Genomic DNA, 16,188 nt, shown 5'->3' with positions numbered 1-16,188 from the left:
CGCACCGTCGAAAGTGGACTGATCACCCGAAGACGCCTTCATCCAGGGCTTAGGCACCACTGCTGGACCGCGTCCGCCGCGTGATGAGTGCCCGGTCGGTGCTGAACCGGCCCGCGCCCGTGCCCAGCAGGGCGAGTGACGCAGCGAGCATGATGAACGCGAACCCGGAGCCGCTGCCGTCCGGGGTGAGGACCAGCGGCTCGCCCGCGTGCACGAAGATCAACGCCCCGGCCATGATGACCGCGAACCCGGCGCAGACCAACCTGGTGAGCGCGCCGAGCAGCACCAGGATCCCGCCGACCAACTGCAGGTAGGCGCCGAACCAGGCGGACAGCTCCGGCAGCGGAATGCCCGCCTCCCGGTAGTTCTCGACGTTCGCGGCGGCGCCACCGTCCTGGGCGGCGTCGCCCCAGCCGTGGGCGATGAAGACCACGCCGATCGCGAGGCGCAGCACCAGCAGGCCGATGTCGGACGCCAGTTGCTGCGTGTTCTCACCGAGGCGAGGGAGCAGAGTCATGACGGGGTGCCCTTCCGGTCGTGTCCATGTCCGGCGAGCGTCGCAGTGCCCCGCGAAAACGGCGGGCAACCGGAGCGAAAGCCGGGCGAAAGAGCGGTCGGCCCCGGGCGGAATGCCGGATACGGTGGGTTCGTGCGCGTGCTGGTGGTGGAGGACGAAGAGGGCCTGGTGAGTGCGTTGCGCGCGGGCCTGGCCAGGGAGGGCTACGCGGTGGACGCGGCGGGAACGGCAGGTGAAGCCACCGAGAAACTCGCGTGCACGGCCTATGACCTGATGATCCTGGACATCATGCTGCCCGATCGCGACGGGCTGTCGCTGTGCCGCGCGGTCCGCCTCGGCGAGATCGGCCTGATGCCGGGCACCGACCTGCGGATCCTGATGCTGACCGCGCGCACCGGCCTCGCCGACCGCGTGCGCGGGCTGGACCTGGGCGCGGACGACTACCTCACCAAGCCGTTCGCGCTGGCCGAGTTGCTGGCCAGGGTCCGGGCGCTGCTGCGGCGCGGGGTCGCCGGCGGCTCGGCGGTGCTGCGGGTCGGCGGCCTGGTGCTGGACAGCGCCCGGCACGTCGCCGCGCGGGACGGGCGGGAGTTGTCCTTGACGCTCAAGGAGTTCGGTGTGCTGCACTACCTGATGTCCCGGCCGGGCTACGTGATTTCGGCCGAGGAACTGCTCGAGCACGTGTGGGACGAGAACGCCGACCCGCTCACGCAGACCGTGCGGGTCACCGTCGGCACCCTGCGGCGCAAGCTCACCGTCGACGGGGAGCAGCCGGTGATCGAGACGGTGATCGGGCGCGGCTACCGCCTGCGGGACAACGCGTGACCGCCTTGCCTGCCTGGAGCAGGACGATCCGGTTCCGGCTCGCCGTCACCTACTCCTCTGTCCTTTTCGGACTGACCGCGCTGGTGGTCGCCGGGGTGTACCTGGTGCTGTCCTCCACATTGGAGGCCGGTCCGCTGGAGTCGTCGCCGAAGATGGCCAAGGACGACCAGGGCAACTGGACGGTCACCGAGGGCGCCCGGTTCGACGCCTCGGACATGGCGGCGGTGGAGGCGGCGGCCAACTACAAAACGCTCGGCCTCCTGCGTGACCTGTCGCTGCAGGCGATCGCGGTGCTGTTCGTGGCGAGCCTGCTCACCGGCTGGTGGCTGGCCGGGCGGGCGCTGCGGCCGGTCCGCCGGATCACCGCGACCGCGCGGGAGATCTCCGCCACCGACCTGTCCCGGCGCATCGATCTCGACGGCCCGCGGGACGAGTTGCGTGAGCTGGCCGAGACCATCGACGGCATGCTCACCCGGCTGGAGGCGGCGTTCCAGGTGCAGCGGCAGATGGTCGACGACGCCTCCCACGAGTTGCGCAACCCGCTCGCCGTCATTCAGGCCAATGTGGACGCCGTGCTGGCCGCCGACGACACCACGCCGGCTGCCCGCGCGAACGCGGTCGCGCTGGTGACCAGGGCGATGAGCCGGATGACCCAGCTGGTCGAGGACCTGCTGTCCACCGCCCGCCGCAGCTCCCCCGCGTTTGTCGACGTCGAGGTCGAGCTGGCCGCGATCGGCACCGAGGCCGCCGACGAGTTCGCGTTGCTCGCCGCCGAGCGGAACCTGTCGTTGAACCGGCAGCTGCGGGCGGGCCCGGTGGTGGCGGGTGATCCGCACGGACTGCGCCGCGCGGTGGACAACCTCCTGTCCAACGCCGTCCGGCTCGCCCCGCACGGCAGCGAAATCACCATCTCCGTCGGCAGCGAGCACGGCTGGGCCTGGATCGGCGTCCGCGACCAGGGCCCCGGCATTCCCGCCGACGACCAAGAACTGATCTTCGACCGGTTCTTCACCGCGGCACGGCAGCTCACCGATTCCCTCACCCAGCCGGGAGGTTCCCGGCGCGCGTTCGGGCAGGCCGGGCTCGGCCTCGCGATCGTGCGGCAGATCGTCGAAAGCCACGACGGCCAGGTTTCCGTGCATTCCACAGTGGACGTCGGCAGCGTGTTCGTGCTGTGGCTGCCCGACCACACCGCCGACCGGCGCACGGCCCGGCCGCCGTCGGCCAACCCGCTGCCACTGGATCACGGGACACGCGCGGACCCGAACGGCAGCCGCCGGACGCGCTGACCCGTCGCCGCGAACAACGCGTTGGCCACCGCGGGCGCGACGGTCGCCACCGCGACCTGGCCGACGCCGGTCGGTGGCGCCTCCGACGGCACGATGTGCACTTCGACCCGCGGCATCTGGTCCATGCGCAACACGGCGTAGTCGTCGAAGTTCGACTGCTGGACCACACCCCGGTCCAGGGTGATCGCCCCGTGGAGCATGATGCTCAGCCCCCACGCGACGCTGCCCTCGATCTGGCCGCGCACGATGTCCGGGTTGACGGCGACCCCGCAGTCGACCGCGCACACCACGCGGTCCACGCGGAACGTCCGGTCCCCGCGGACGGTCACCTCGGCGACCATCGCCACCGACGTGAGAAAGCCGTAGTGCACGGCCAAACCCCGCCCGCTCTTGGTGCCGGAGGTGCCCCAGCCCGCACGTTCCGCGGCGAGTTCCAAGGTCTTCAGCTGGCGCGGGTACTCGGCGAACACGGTCGGCCGGTCGGCCTCGGCGATCGACAGGATGTCGATGTCCTTGAGGTGCGGGTCGCGGGCCATCAGCTCCTGCCGCAGCGCCAGCGGGTCGCGGCCGGTCTCGGCGGCGACGTCGTCGAGCATGGTCTCCACCGAGTACGCGGTGTGGGCCCCCGCGGTCCCGCGCAGCGTGTTGATCGGCACGCCGACCTCGGTGGTGTGCAGGTCCACCAGGATGTTGGGGATGTCGTAGGGAATGTTCGCCGCGCCGTCGACCGAGACCCAGTCGACCCCGTTCACCGGCTCCCACGGGAAGATCGACTGACCGACGATGGTGTGCCGCCACGCGGTGATGGCGTTGGCATCGTCCAGCCCGACCGTCACGCGGTGGACGTACATCGGGCGGTAGAAGCTGTGCCGCAGGTCGTCCTCCCGGGTCCACAGCAGCTTGACCGGGGTGTTCCCGCCGATCGCGCGGGCGATCTCGACCGCCTCGTTGGTGGTGCCGTCCTTGCGGCCGAACGAGCCACCCGCGTAAACCGAGTTGATCGCGACCCGGTCCGGGCCGAGGCCGAGCAGTTCGGCGGCGCCTTCCTGCGCGCCCTGCACGCTGCCGTCGCCGGTCCAGATCTCGCAGCCGTCCCCGCTCGTGCGCACGACCACCGCCGCCGGCTCCAGCGGCGCGTGGGCGAGGTACGGGTACTCGAAGTCCGCGGTGATGGTCCGCGCGGCGTTGGCCAGCGCGTTGTCGATGGCGCCGTCGCTGCGGGCGATGTCCCCGCGCTGGTCGAGCAGCGCGCGGTACTCGGCAACCAGTTCGGCGGTGCTCCTGGTCTCCGCCGCGCTGTCGTCCCAGCTGACGTCGAGGCGGTCGCGAGCCTGCTTGGCCGCCCAGAACGAGTCCGCGACCACCGCGACCCCGGTCGGGATCTCCACGACATGGCGGACGCCGGGAATGTCGCGGTTGACCGAACTCACCGTGCCGCCGAACCGCGGTGACCGCGCGACCAGTGCCGTCAGCATGCCGGGCACCGCGACGTCGATCGCGAACCGCGCACTCGCGTCTATTTTGGACGGTGTGTCCAGCCGTCGCACGCCGCTGGTGCCGATCAGCCGGAACTGCCCGATGTCCTTGAGCGGCACGTTGTCCGGCACCGGCTGCGCGGCCGCGGCGGTGGCCAGGTCGCCGAACGTGGCCCGCCGCGACGACCGCTCGCGCCGGACGATGCCGTCCCGGACGGCGATCTCGCCGACCGGCACGCGCCACCGCGCGGCGGCGGCCGAGACGAGCATCGCGCGGCCGGTGGCACCGGCCCGGCGGTACTGCTCCCAAGAGTTGCGGACGCTGTTGCTACCGGCCGTGTGCTGCATTTCGAAGATCAGGTTCGCGTAGTGCGCCGGGTCGGCGGGGGCCGGGCGCACCCGCACCTGCGCCCAGCTCGCGTCCAGTTCCTCGGCGATCATCATGGCGAGCGTGGTGTGGATGCCCTGGCCCCATTCGACGTGCTTGGCGATGATCGTGACCTCGTTGTCCGGGCTGATGCGCAGGAAGGCGTTCGGGGCGAACGGTTCCTTGGCCCGCGCCGTGCGGCCCTCGGCCCGGTGCGGCACGTACAGGCCGATCACCAGCCCGGCCGCGGCTCCTTTGAGGACGGTGCGGCGGCCAACGCGCGCAGGTGAATCCGGCATGGCTATCGCTCCAGTGACTCGGCGGCCTGGTGCACCGCGGCACGAATCCGGTCGTAGATCCCGCAGCGGCACAGGTTGCCGCGCAGTGCGCCGTCGATGTCCTCATCGGACGGTCGCGGCTTCGCGGTCAGCAGCGCGGTGGCGGCCATCATCTGCCCCGGCTGGCAGTACCCGCATTCCGCGGCGTCGAGCGCCAGCCACGACTCCCGGACCGCACCGGCCACGCGACCGCCCGTCCCCTCGATCGTGCTGACCCGCCGCCGGCCCACGTCGCCGACGCTGATCGTGCACGAGTTCACCGCCTCGCCGTCCAGGTGCACGGTGCAGGCGCCGCAAAGCCCTTCACCGCACCCGAACTTGGTGCCGGTCAGGCCGAGGGTCTCCCGGAGTACCCACAGCAACGGCGTCGCCGGATCGACCTCGACCCGGCGACGCCGGTCATTGACCACCAGAGTCAGCGCCACTTTCCCTCCACGGTCTCGAACCCGGGCACCATGGAAGCAACGGGAGGCGAAAGCGGACCGAAACCCGCTCAGCGGGGCCGCACCACCACCGTCACGGTGCGGTTGCGCGCCCTGTCCTCCGCCGTCGTGTTGGGGAACGGCGGGCTGGCCGCGCCGGAACTCGACACCGCGAACGTGGCCAGCGGCAACCCGCTCGCCTCGGACATCCGTTCCGCGGCGGTCATCGCGCGGGCCAGCCCGAGTTCGGCATTGGTCGTGTAGCCGCTGCCGCCGGACACCTGCGCGTCCTCGGTGTGGCCCACCACGGTGATCGTCACGTTCGCGGCGGCCGGGCCCAGGCGCCGCGCCAGCTCGGCCAACGCGGACGAGCCGCTGTCCGACAACCGTGTCCCCGCCCGGAAAACGCCGGTCGAAAAGGTCACCGTGAGCGCACCCGCGTCGGTGCGCGTGGTCAGTGCCGGGTGGCCTGCCAGCGCCGCGGCGACGCCGTCGACGGCTTGCCGCGGCCCCGATGTCGTCTGGTCGAGCCTGCCGCCGAGATCGTCGATGCGCTCGGCCTGTGCCCGCTGACCGTCCTGGATCTCGTCCAGCTCGGCGCCCAGTGCGCCCGATCGGTCAACGACCAGGCCGCCCGCCACGCCGGCCCCGCCGACCGCCACCGCGGCCAGCGCCACCACCAGCACCACGCGGCCGGGACGCGGCCGTCGTGTCGCCAGCGCGGCGATCCGTTTCCGGCCCTCACGAGCCGGGAGGTGATCGGCGTCCAGCCGCAGTGCCAGCGCCCAGCACTGGTCGGCTTCGAGCAGTTCCCCGCGCTGGGCATGGATCCGGGCCAGCAGATCCAGCACCGCCGGATCGGTGCTGTCCCGTCCACCCAGCTCCCGGAGCACCCGTTCGGCCTCGGCGTACTCGCCGTTCCTGGCGAGCAGGGCCGCGTGGGCGACGGAGGGAACCGTGACCAGTTCCCCGCTCATCGGTCGCTCGCCCGGACCGTGCTCCCGAGGCCGCCGACCGGGTCGACGTGCCCCACCACTCCCGGCGCGACCTTCTCCAGTTGCCCGTTCACCGCGGTCAGCCGGGCCGCGTCACCGGCGTCCAGTGCCTGCCTGCCCTGCTGGAGCAACTGCTGCACCCGTGGATCGGGGTCGCCGCGGAGGTGCTCTTCGCGGGCGAGGAAGATGACCGCGGTCAGCTGCCCGGTGTCCTCCAGCACCTCGCGGATGATCTCCCGCACCACCTCGACCTGGCGCCGCAGCACGGTGCGGTCGCCGGAGGCGATGGCGGCCGACATGGTCCGCTCGGCGTTGTGCAACGCCGTCCGGTGCCGCGCGCTGCCCGACTCGGCGACGAGTTCCCGCGTGTCCCGCAGGATCGCCCGCCCCTCGGCGGCCAGCTCGGGGAACACCAGGGCCGCCTCGAGGTCGTCGAGCGTGGTCTGGGCGTCGCGCAGCCGGTTCTCGCCGGTCGACGCGGCGTCCGGATCGACATCGGCCGCGTCGGCCAGCCGCCGCACCTCGCCCGGTACGTCGTCGGTCCGGAACCCCTCGGCCAGGTCCACGGCCTCGACGGCATCGACCCCGGCCAGCTGCACGGCGGTCAGCCGCTGGGCCAGTTCGTCGAACCGGTCGGCCAGATCCTCCGCGGCGCCACGGAGATCGGTGCCCGATCCGGTGCGGCCGAGCTCCACCTGGATCTCGAAATCCTCGTCGAGCAGCGGCACGTACGCGTCGGCACGCGGCGCGAAGCTCTCGTCGATCCGGACCTCGATCTCCACCTCACTGCCCGCGGGCACGTCCCGCCCGACCTGGGCCGGTGTCAGGTCCAGCTGCCCGATCAGCATGTTGCGATCGGCCTTGGACCGCTCCCCCTCGACGATCGGCACCCGGATCATGCCGGTGCTCTCGTTGCGGCGGACGGTCACCGTCGAGTACAGGATGGCCCTGGCCTTGGCCGGCAGCTCGGCGCCCTTGCGCACCAGCCAGCGCACTTCGTTGTCGTCCAGGCCCACCCCGATGGAGTGGCTCAGCGTCGGCGCGGTGCCCTGCCGGGACGTGTGCCGGTAGGAAACGCGTTCCGGATCGGTGGGCACCAGCGTGCCGTGCGGGTCCCGCAGTTCGATGTCGTAGGTGCTGACGGTCCGCTCGCCGGCACGCAGCCTGGTGGCGAAGGTGCCGTCCGCGGTGAGCGGGATCTGCCCGCTGCGCCACGGCGGCGTACCGTCCGTGTGCACGAACTCGATCGTGGCGCCGGTCCAGTCCCGCCGCTCGGCGGCGCGTGGTGGCAGGCCGCCCATCAGCGGCTCGAGGTCCGAACCCGACGACGGGTACTGGAGGTCCAGCACCACGCGGCCCTCGCTCAGTGCCCGCTCGGCGCGTTCCGGCCGGGCGGGAAGCCGCTGGGTGCCGGCGAAGACGGCCGCCCCCCTGGCGACGACGGTCACCGGGTCGAGGCTGTGGTCCAGCGGGATGCCGAGGCCGTCGGCGGGGTCGGCGAGCAGCTCCCGCAGCGCGGGCGCGATCGTGGTGCCGCCGACGAGCAGCACCCGCTCCACGTCGCCCGCCCCGAGGCCGGTGTCGGCGAGCGCCTTGCGGCACAACGTGATCGATCGCCGGTAGAGCGGGAGCGCGACGCGCTCGACGTCCGCCCTGGTCAGCTCGAACTCGAAGTCGAACGCCGGGGAGCCGTCCGCGTCGTTGAGCCGCAGGTTGATCTCGGCGGTGTCCGAACGGGACAGTTCGATCTTGGCGTATTCCGCCGCCGCCTTGAGCTTCGCGACGTTGCCCGCCGACCGCCGATGCCCGCGAGCCAGGTCCGGCAGCGGGAACTCCTTGCGCACGGCCGGGATCAGCAGGCTCTCGACCAGCCCCCAGTCGATCAGCTTACCGCCGAGGAAGTTGTCACCGGCGTGGTTGATCGTGCTGAACTCACCGTCGGCGACCTTGACCACGGCGGCGTCGAAGGTGCCGCCCCCGAAGTCGTACACGAGCCAGAAACCCTTTTCGGTGGCCAGATGCGTGCTGTACGCCCACGCCGCCGCGCTGGGTTCCTGGATCAACGGCGCGAACTCGAGTCCGGCCATCGCGGCGGCCCGGCGGGTCGCGTCGCACTGGTCGAGTTCGAAGGCCGCGGGCACGGTGATCACCGCCGCGCCGATGTTCTCGCCGAGCGCCTGCTGCACGTCACCGCGCAGCGACTTGAGCACCTCGGCCGACAGCTCCACCGGTGACATGGTCCGGCCGGACGCGGCGAACTGCTTGCGCTCGTCGAGCTTTCCCATGCTCAGCTTGAACTCCGCGCACGCGTTGTCGGGGTCCTCTTCGACCCGGTCCTTCGCCGGCTGGCCGACGAGCACCTTGTTCGAGCGGCTGACGTAGACCGCCGACGGCGTGTGCTCGGCCTGCCGGTTGTTGCGGATCACGGTCGCGTCGGCGGCGGTGGCCACCGCGATGATGCTGGTGGTGGTACCGAGATCAATACCGAAGTCAATGTTGTCCCGTGCCATTGTCCTGTCCCTTCTCCGGCACTCCGACGATCACGTGACCGAACTGGATGCACTGCCCGCCGCGGTAGACCGTCGGTCGCACGGTCTCCACCACCGTCTCCCGGTCGAGGCCGGGCCGCGGCTCGTACGCGATGGCCCGCAAGGACATGCCGGGATCCCACGGAGTCCCGTCGTGGTCCTGCACGCGGACCCCGGCTTCGCTGAGCCGGTCCGACATGGCGGTGAGGTTCCTCCTCGCCATGCGCTCCGCCTTGCCCGCGTCACCGTTGTCGCCGAACCGTTTCAGCACGCGCCACAGGTTCGTCGCGACGTCGGCGACCGTCGGATCGTCCAAATCGGACGTTGCCACCTCGACCGGCGGTGCCGGTCCGGGTGTCGTCGCGGGCCCGTCCGGTGGTTCCTGGATGCGGAACTCCGGCGGGAACCGGCGCTGCCTGACCCACTGCCGAAAGCTGGACAACCACTCGTTCCCTTCTCAGCCATCCGCCTGTGCGGCGGCCCACCGGTCGAGGCGGTAGCGGCGCCACCCGAGCGCGGCGGCGATCCCGGCCATGAGCACCAGGAGGACCAGCAACCCGTCGATGGCCAGGTACGGCGCCACCAGGTAGCCGACGAGCAGCACCAGACCGACCGTTCGCCACCACCTGGCCGCCGGGCTCAACGGGACCTTGCCGTAGATGTACGTCTCGTCACGCAGGTACGCGGCCATCGGCACCAGCGGGACGAAGAACACGGTGAGGTAGTGCGTGGCCACGTACATCCCGGGCTGGCTGGTCGGCCGCCTGCCCCACAGGTAGGCGCCCCAGCCGAAGAACGAACCGCGCACCGGCACACCGGCCGGCGGCGTGCGCAACACCGTCGGATCGGCCAGCACCTCATCGATCTGGGCCCGCAGCCGCTCGTCACGGGTGCGCCTGCGCCAAGCCCGGAGCCGGTCCGCGGCCTGGTTCACCTTTCCGGCACCGCACAGGTCCTCGACCGCGCTCACCACCCGCGACTGGTCGAGCACCGCCAGGTTCCGGTCGATCAGCTCGATCGTGGTGCGTTCCCTGGCCAGTTCCGCCGCGCCGGGCAGCAGGTCCAGCGCGGGTGCCCGGTCGCCGGTCTTGTTGCTGTGGGCGATCGCGCACAGGTTCGCCGCCCTGGCCACTTCGTCGTGGGCGGCGGTGGTCACCGGGTCGTCCGCGCCGAGCAACCCGGCGATCGTCCGCAGCGGCCGTTCGGCCCGCTCCAGCAGGAGGTGCCCGGCTTCGATCGCGGCCCGCGGCGTGGTCGTCGCGACGCGGTCGGCCTCCTCGCAGGCCGCCCGAATCCGGTCCTCGGCGGGCCGGGCGGCCTCCCGCAGCGCCGCGTCGACGAGGTCGTCGTCGAACGAAGACTCGTCGAGCACCCAGAGGTGCCGGTCCGCGGCCTGCTGGCCCAGGTCCGCCGCCGCGTCCGCGGCGAACGCGACGTGCACGTCCACGAGGTGCCTCGGCAGCCGCTCCCGCAGCCGCCGGACCGTGCCGGTGGTCAGGCGGGGATCGTCGATCTCGGCGACCCGCCGCCGCGCCCGGTCCCAGATCTCCTCGCCGGCGAGCACGCGCGCCCAGGCTTCGGCGGCCGCGAGCCACTGCTGTGCCAGCGGATCCTCGTCCACGTCCGGCCGCCCCGGCTCAGTGAGCGGCTCCCCCTCGATCACCGCGCAATGGCTGCGCACCGCGTGGTCGTGTTCCGGGGTCCCGTCCCCCAGCCACAGCAACTCGTGCACCAGCCGCAGGACCGGGTTGCGCATCGCCTCGAACGCGTCATCCACCTCGTCCGGTTCCGGTGGCGGCACGAGCGGCAGCGCGCCGTTGGTCACCACCGGCGTGCCCAGCCGGGCCATCAGCACGGCTTCCTCACGGCGCCGCCGGATCACCGTCCCGGACGCGGTGACCGGCACCCCGGTCAGCCGGAAGACGTTGCCGCGGTACAGCCGCGTGCCCCCGAGCCGCCGCAGCGCCTCGTCCAGTTCGCGGTCGACCGGCCGGACCTGGCTGCGTCCCGCCATCACGTCAGCACTCCCTTGCGCCACAACCGAAGCCAGTGCTCGTGCGTGGCACGCAGCTTCGGTGACTTGTTGAACGCTTCCTCCATCAGGTCCGCGGCCTCGTGCAGCGTGGTCGCCTGCCTCGCCAGTTCCCGCGCCCGCCCGGCCAGGCGGGCCGCCTCTTCCTCGGTCGCCGACGACGGGTGGCCCAGTACGTTCTTCGACGTCCGCGAAGGCAGATCGACCACCCGCTTGGCCTTTCCCCGGCCGCGGCAGGCCCGCCACTCCGCCAGCTCGGCGGCCAGCGCGGTCGCGTCCGGTGTTCTGGCCGATGGGTCCGGATCGAGTGCCCGCAACACGATCCGGTCGAGTTCACCGTCCACTTCGGAATTGAACTCGTGCGGTGGCGGTGGCGGGGTCCGGCGCTGGGTGCCGAAGTACGAGGTCGGCCCGCCGTCCTCGTAGGGCAGCGTGTCGGTGAGCAGCAGGTAGGCGATCGTGCCGAGGGCCCACACGTCGCCCGCCCGCGAGTCGCCCTGCCGGTTCAGCAGCGATTCCGGTGCCTTGAACGCGAGCGTGCCCTTCGTGCTGGCCATCAAGGTCATCGGGTTGACGCTCTTGGCCAGCCCGAAGTCGCTCAGCTTGGCGCGCAGCCCGTCGGTGTCGTAGCCGACCAGGATGTTCTGCGGGGTGATGTCCCGGTGGACGATCGCGGGCCGCGCCGAGTGCGCGACGGCGAGCCCGTCGGCGACCTGGTGCAGGATGCGGACCGAGTCCTCCACCGGCACGAACCGCTCGCGGTGTGAAACCCAGAAGCGCTGCAGGTTTCCGCCCGCGACGTACTCCATGGTGAAGTAGCCGCTCATGCCGTGCGGACTGGACACCATGCCCGCGTGGAAGACGCGGATGATGTTCGGGTGGCCGATCCGCGTCAGCATGATGGCCTCGCCGAGCATGGTCTTGGTCTCCTCGGCGGTGCCGGTGCGCTTGAACACCTTCATCGCCTGCCTGCCGAAGATGTCGTGGCGCACCCGGTAGACCTCGGCGAACGCGCCCTCGCCGAGGAACCGTTCGACCTCGTAGGCGTCGCCGACGCGCTGGCCGTCCTCGAGCAGCTTCATGCCGGATCCGCCCGGATCAGCAGGCGGTAGCCGATGTTGCGCTCGGTCTGCAGCAGCTTCGGGCAGGCCGGGTCGCGCTCGATCCGCTTGCGCACGGCGGTGATGACGTTGCGCAGGTTCGTTTCGTCGTAGCTGCGGCTGGGCGGCCACTCCTCCGGGCGCCCCCACAGCAGGTGGATCAGCTCCGCGTGCGTGCAGGCGACCGGCGAGCCGTTGTTGAGCCGGCTCAGCTCGGCCAGGTAGCGGATGAGCCGGTGGGCTTGCGGGGACAGGCCGGTGATCTCGGACCGCTGCCCGTTCTCGACGCGGTACACCTTCATCTGCAGCCAGTCGCAGGTGAGGTGCGGTGTGCCGGTCTCGGCTTGCGCTTGGGTTCGCACCGCGACCGGCGCGGTCTCGGTGCGGAAGGGGTCGTCGAAGGTCAGCTTCCAGTACCTGGGGTCCCCCGCCGGCGTGATGTCGCCGATGATGAGAAGGGCGTCACCGTGCCGGAGTCCGGTCGTGCCCAGCAGCCGCGTCAGCTTCCCGCCGCGCCGCAGCACGGTGCCGTTGTCCGAGCCGTTGTCGGTCGCGGTCCACACCCCGTCGACGTGCTCGACGATGCAGTGCACGCGGCTGACCAGGCGGTGCGGGTCGGGGTCGAGCACGAACTCCGGCGTCCCGTCGAGCGTCGCCCGGCCGATCCGGGTGCGGCCGGCGCCCAGCTCGTGCGTGGACCGGAACCCGTCCGGCGAGACGACCCGGAAGCACGTGACCCTCGACTTCACCGTTCCATCCCGTTCGCCCCGATCCGCCACGACCGTTGATCTTCACGGGCGATCACGCGAACATCCATCACGGTCACGTACTGTCCACGTAAGGTACGAACGAACACCGGGACCGGTCCCGATTTGACCGCTTCCTGCTAACGCGCGACGAGACTCCGCGGCGCGGGTGTTACGGCTGCTTTCTCAGTGCTGGCCTACTGCGGCGGCGCCTTGCCGAGCGCGTGCGGCACCCTGGACAGCGTGGTGCGCGGCCAAGGACGCCTGCCAAGTCGAAAAACCGGGGTCGCGGTCCGTCAGCGGCGCCGTCGACGCGGCGCGGCTGCCCTGTTCTCGGGCTCCCCGCGGCCGCCGTTGATTGACGCTTCTCTCGGCGCCGGGGCGGAGAAAGTGTGGGCGGGTGTGCCACCAGTGCGGGCGGCACACCCGTGACTGGTCATTCCGAGCGCTGGGGTTCGGAGTGGTGTTGCCGGGCTTCGTGCAGTTGGTCCTCGAGGGAAACGATCCGGCACGCCGCCTCGACCGGCGTGCCCTGGTCGACCAGCTCCCGCACCCGTGCGGCGATGCGCAGCTGGTGACGGGAGTAGCGGCGGTGCCCGCCGGCGGAGCGCTGTGGCTCGATCAGGCCGACATCGTCCAGGCTGCGCAGGAAGTTCTGGCTCGTGCCGAGCATTTCCGCGGCACGGCCCATGGTGTAAGCGGGGTAGTGCTCATCGTCGAACTTGTCGCCCCCGCCGGGGGTGGCGGGGTCGTGCTGGTCAGGGATCATTCCACCTCCACATCACAAGAGACCCCGGGCGCCGTGCACGGCACCCGGGGTCCCAGGGGTTTGGGTTTCATCATTGTCCACCGGCACAATGGCCGGACTACCGTACCCGCATCCGGTCACAGAGCGGACCGTGCGGGGATCGCTGAGTCGTAACCGAGAACCACCTTCCAATCCGATGGGACTGCGGTACCCGCGCGGCACTACTGCCCAGCCGCGGCGGGCGATCCAATGATGTGCCCTATCCCTTCTTTCGTGTTTCTCCGTCTTGCCTGGAACTGTCTTGCCTCGAACAGCTGCGAATACCACCGGCTGGAACCCCTTACCGAGATCGGTCCCAGCACGCCTGATATCGCTGGCCGGATGCGGAACCCACGTGCCCGGCTCCGCATCCGGCCGTCTTCTTCACTGCATACTGCGAACTGACTTCACTGCACTTCACGGGTGCTCTTGCGCCACCCGCGTCTTGCGGCGGCCGGCTCGGCCGCCTGGATCTGACTCGCGGGCAGTTACGTCCTCTCCCGCGCCATCTGACCTTGTCTCTCTCCGTACGAGGAGAACATTACACCTACCCGGCGTTGAATGTCTACCTCCGCCACCATAGATTTACTGCCCGGCAGGAAGGCGAATATCCCATCCCCGGGCAGACCCGCAGGTCAGCGGCCGAGTGCCGCCTGCCGCCAGGCGGCTACCGGACGGCGAGAGGACAACGTGACCATGGGCGAGCCGGTACCGCTGGAGACCTGGGTGGCCGGGCCGGTCCGCACCACCATCGCGGGCCTGAAGGCGCACTCCTGGGGCTCCGCCGTGCTCGACCACCACCAGGACCAGGTGCGCGCCGAACTGGCGGGCGCGGGCGCGCCGGCGGACCGCGCCACCCTCACCCTCTACCTGCACGTGCTCAGCTGCGCCGTGGACTACGTCGGCACGAACATCCCCGGCGACACCCTGCCCCTGACCCGCGTCCACGACACCGGCATGGACTGGTTCACCATCCGCATCGCCGCCGTGTGCCAGCTCGCCATCAGCGAAGGCCTGGTCACCTGAACGGCGGCGGCCGGGCAGGTTGCGGTCGGCACGGGCCGCGCAAGTCCGGTGGATGGCTGTCGAGGCACCGCCGCGTGGCCGCCCTCGCCACCACGCGGTGGCCCAGCGGCCATTGTGGAGCGTTTCCGCTGGTGAAGGCATACGGCCAGCGATGTCCGGTCGATGTCCTCGAGCTGGCCGCCGCCGTCCGCCGACAGTGGGACGGGCAACGACTCGGTTGCCCGCGACATCGACGGCATTCGCGGACGAACGGCCGCGAGGCAGATCCGGAAAGGTCACGATTCCCATGGCTCCACCGCCGGGATACCCGCCGAAGCACGACGCCCCGCCCGCCGCCAGGCCGCGGGACGAGGGCGACAACGACCAGCTGAAAGTGACCATGGCGGACTACTGCGCCTGGTACGAATACCTGCTCAACCCGCACGAGCACAACGGCCCGGCTCGCTGGAAAATCGAGGACACGCGCAGCGGCTCCAGTGAGCAGGAAGTCAACAAACGCACCACCGACAAGTCCGCGGAGTCGCATCCGTTCGAAACCTGGACCCTCACCTCGGTCCTCGACGGCGTCGACCCCCAAGCGATCTACAACGCACCACTCGTGTTCGCCAGCAGTTCTCCGGATGTTATCGAGCCTGCCTACAACGGATTCAGCAACGGTTACCTCGTTTCGGGCAGCGGCGCGACGTCGACCGACCGCGAAGCGGGCCGGACCAGCGACACCGAGTACGAAATGTTGCTGCCGCTGATCACCGACTTCATGGAGATGCGCAAGGGCTGGGTCGAGCCGGGCAACGACAAGGCCCACGACTGGGAGAAGGCGTGGGCCAGGTTCGCGGTCGGCAACGAGAACGTCTTCCTGGTGCTGGCCGAAGGACTGGTCGCTTACCAGGCGTCGTATCTCCAATTCCGCCGAGGGCTGGACGACGCGGTCAGGCAATTGGTCGAAGGCTTTCAGAACAAGCATGAAGCCCCGGACGGTTCGTCCGTTTCCGGCTTCGTCTGGAAGGTCGTGGCCGTCGCGAGCGTGGGGGCCGTGGCGGGAAAGCTCGTCCCCGGCTGGGGGCAGGTGGTGTCGCTGGCACTGGCCGCGGCGGTGGCCGGGGCGACCGAGTACGCCAAACGGCAGGTCCCCGCGGACCTCCAGGTTCAGGACCCCGGTCGCTGGGCCGATTTTGTGATGGCCGCCGACACGCAGGTGCGGGCGCACATGCGGCGATTCGCCCAGGACATCGACAGCATCCGCGAAAGCATGGAGACCAGGGTCGCCGCCGTTCGAGACGGCCACCTGGCGAACCCGCCCGAGCGCGACGAGTCGATCAAGGACATGCCGCCGACCCGGCGGGAGATCGTTCCCGCGCACCTCAACGACGGCGTGACCCGCTGGCTGGACACGAAGGTCGCCGACCTGACCACGAACTGCACCGTGTACCAGTCGGCGGTCGACACCTTGGCGAGCGCGGACTGGGCCACCCCGTCGAGCGTTTTCCCCGAGGTCGCCACGGCACGGGAGCGGTTCGCCAGCCGGGTGCGCGAGCTGGGACAGGAAGCCGTCGACAAGCACCGCACCGCTGTCGAGCGACTGCGGCAGTACGGCGAGGACCTTCGCTGGGTCGCGAACAACGCCGCCGCGAACGAGGAGGCGAACCTCCAGATCGTCAACAACCTCCTGGCCGACGTCCAGGCGATCTGATCCACCGTTCACCGCGGGCGGGGGCGCCTGGCCCCCGCCCGCACTCAGTGA

At 70.8% G+C, this 16,188-nt stretch carries 14 protein-coding genes; 4 read left to right on the top strand and 10 right to left on the bottom strand.

The genetic code is table 11. From position 1 onward, the window contains the following. Positions 1–49: 49 nt before the first annotated feature. Complete coding sequence (locus A4R43_RS02655) at positions 50–517, bottom strand: DoxX family protein (RefSeq protein WP_113690812.1); 468 nt, start codon at positions 515–517, stop codon at positions 50–52. A gap of 132 nt (positions 518–649) precedes the next feature. Here A4R43_RS02655 and A4R43_RS02650 point away from each other — a divergent pair, with 132 nt between their 5' ends. Next, on the top strand, positions 650–1,342 hold the full coding sequence (locus A4R43_RS02650) for a response regulator transcription factor (protein ID WP_113690811.1): 693 nt from the start codon (positions 650–652) through the stop codon (positions 1,340–1,342). Beyond that, positions 1,339–2,631: a sensor histidine kinase gene (locus A4R43_RS02645; protein WP_113690810.1), complete on the top strand. Its 1,293-nt coding sequence runs from the start codon at positions 1,339–1,341 to the stop codon at positions 2,629–2,631. The genes A4R43_RS02650 and A4R43_RS02645 overlap by 4 nt, the downstream gene beginning before the upstream one ends. On the opposite strand, the gene A4R43_RS02640 is transcribed toward A4R43_RS02645, so the two are convergent. The 9 genes from A4R43_RS02640 to A4R43_RS02600 all read right to left on the bottom strand — a co-directional run bounded on the left by A4R43_RS02640 (position 2,586) and on the right by A4R43_RS02600 (position 13,403). Beyond that, entirely contained in the window at positions 2,586–4,772 is a 2,187-nt protein-coding gene (locus tag A4R43_RS02640) for a xanthine dehydrogenase family protein molybdopterin-binding subunit (RefSeq protein ID WP_113690809.1), read from the bottom strand. The two genes, A4R43_RS02645 and A4R43_RS02640, sit on opposite strands and share 46 nt — an antisense overlap. 2 nt (positions 4,773–4,774) lie before the next feature. Beyond that, positions 4,775–5,236 carry a (2Fe-2S)-binding protein gene (locus A4R43_RS02635; protein ID WP_113690808.1) on the bottom strand — a complete coding sequence of 154 codons (462 nt, stop codon included), beginning with the start codon at positions 5,234–5,236 and terminating at the stop codon, positions 4,775–4,777. Positions 5,237–5,304: 68 nt separating this feature from the next. Next, positions 5,305–6,210, bottom strand: coding sequence for an OmpA family protein (locus tag A4R43_RS02630; protein ID WP_113690807.1), 906 nt, complete (start codon positions 6,208–6,210; stop codon positions 5,305–5,307). Then, complete coding sequence (locus tag A4R43_RS02625; RefSeq protein ID WP_113690806.1) at positions 6,207–8,738, bottom strand: Hsp70 family protein; 2,532 nt, start codon at positions 8,736–8,738, stop codon at positions 6,207–6,209. The genes A4R43_RS02630 and A4R43_RS02625 overlap by 4 nt, the downstream gene beginning before the upstream one ends. Further along, on the bottom strand, positions 8,719–9,198 hold the full coding sequence (locus A4R43_RS02620; RefSeq protein WP_113690805.1) for a hypothetical protein: 480 nt from the start codon (positions 9,196–9,198) through the stop codon (positions 8,719–8,721). Before A4R43_RS02620 ends, A4R43_RS02625 begins: the two co-directional genes overlap by 20 nt. Positions 9,199–9,213: 15 nt before the next feature. Continuing rightward, positions 9,214–10,770: a hypothetical protein gene (locus tag A4R43_RS02615; RefSeq protein ID WP_113690804.1), complete on the bottom strand. Its 1,557-nt coding sequence runs from the start codon at positions 10,768–10,770 to the stop codon at positions 9,214–9,216. Further along, on the bottom strand, positions 10,770–11,870 hold the full coding sequence (locus tag A4R43_RS02610) for a serine/threonine-protein kinase (protein WP_113690803.1): 1,101 nt from the start codon (positions 11,868–11,870) through the stop codon (positions 10,770–10,772). The genes A4R43_RS02615 and A4R43_RS02610 overlap by 1 nt, the downstream gene beginning before the upstream one ends. Continuing rightward, positions 11,867–12,637 (bottom strand): FHA domain-containing protein, encoded by a 771-nt coding sequence (locus A4R43_RS02605; protein ID WP_162788290.1) that lies wholly within the window; start codon positions 12,635–12,637, stop codon positions 11,867–11,869. Before A4R43_RS02605 ends, A4R43_RS02610 begins: the two co-directional genes overlap by 4 nt. Positions 12,638–13,070: 433 nt before the next feature. Continuing rightward, the gene (locus A4R43_RS02600; RefSeq protein ID WP_113690801.1) at positions 13,071–13,403 is read right to left on the bottom strand and encodes a helix-turn-helix domain-containing protein; all 333 of its coding nucleotides are present in this window, start codon (positions 13,401–13,403) and stop codon (positions 13,071–13,073) included. A 714-nt stretch (positions 13,404–14,117) separates the two neighbouring features. Between A4R43_RS02600 and A4R43_RS02595 the strand changes: the two genes are divergently transcribed. Together A4R43_RS02595 and A4R43_RS02590 are read left to right on the top strand one after the other, a co-directional pair. Beyond that, positions 14,118–14,447, top strand: a complete 330-nt coding sequence (locus tag A4R43_RS02595) for a DUF6401 family natural product biosynthesis protein (RefSeq protein ID WP_113690800.1) — start codon at positions 14,118–14,120, stop codon at positions 14,445–14,447. Positions 14,448–14,733: 286 nt separating this feature from the next. Next, complete coding sequence (locus A4R43_RS02590) at positions 14,734–16,137, top strand: hypothetical protein (protein ID WP_113690799.1); 1,404 nt, start codon at positions 14,734–14,736, stop codon at positions 16,135–16,137. The last annotated feature ends 51 nt before the right edge of the window (positions 16,138–16,188 follow it).

Origin of the sequence: Amycolatopsis albispora, from assembly GCF_003312875.1 — a bacterium.
Lineage (GTDB): Bacteria > Actinomycetota > Actinomycetes > Mycobacteriales > Pseudonocardiaceae > Amycolatopsis > Amycolatopsis albispora.
Note: the sequence above shows the minus strand (reverse complement) of the source record. Positions and strands in the feature narration are given on the sequence as shown.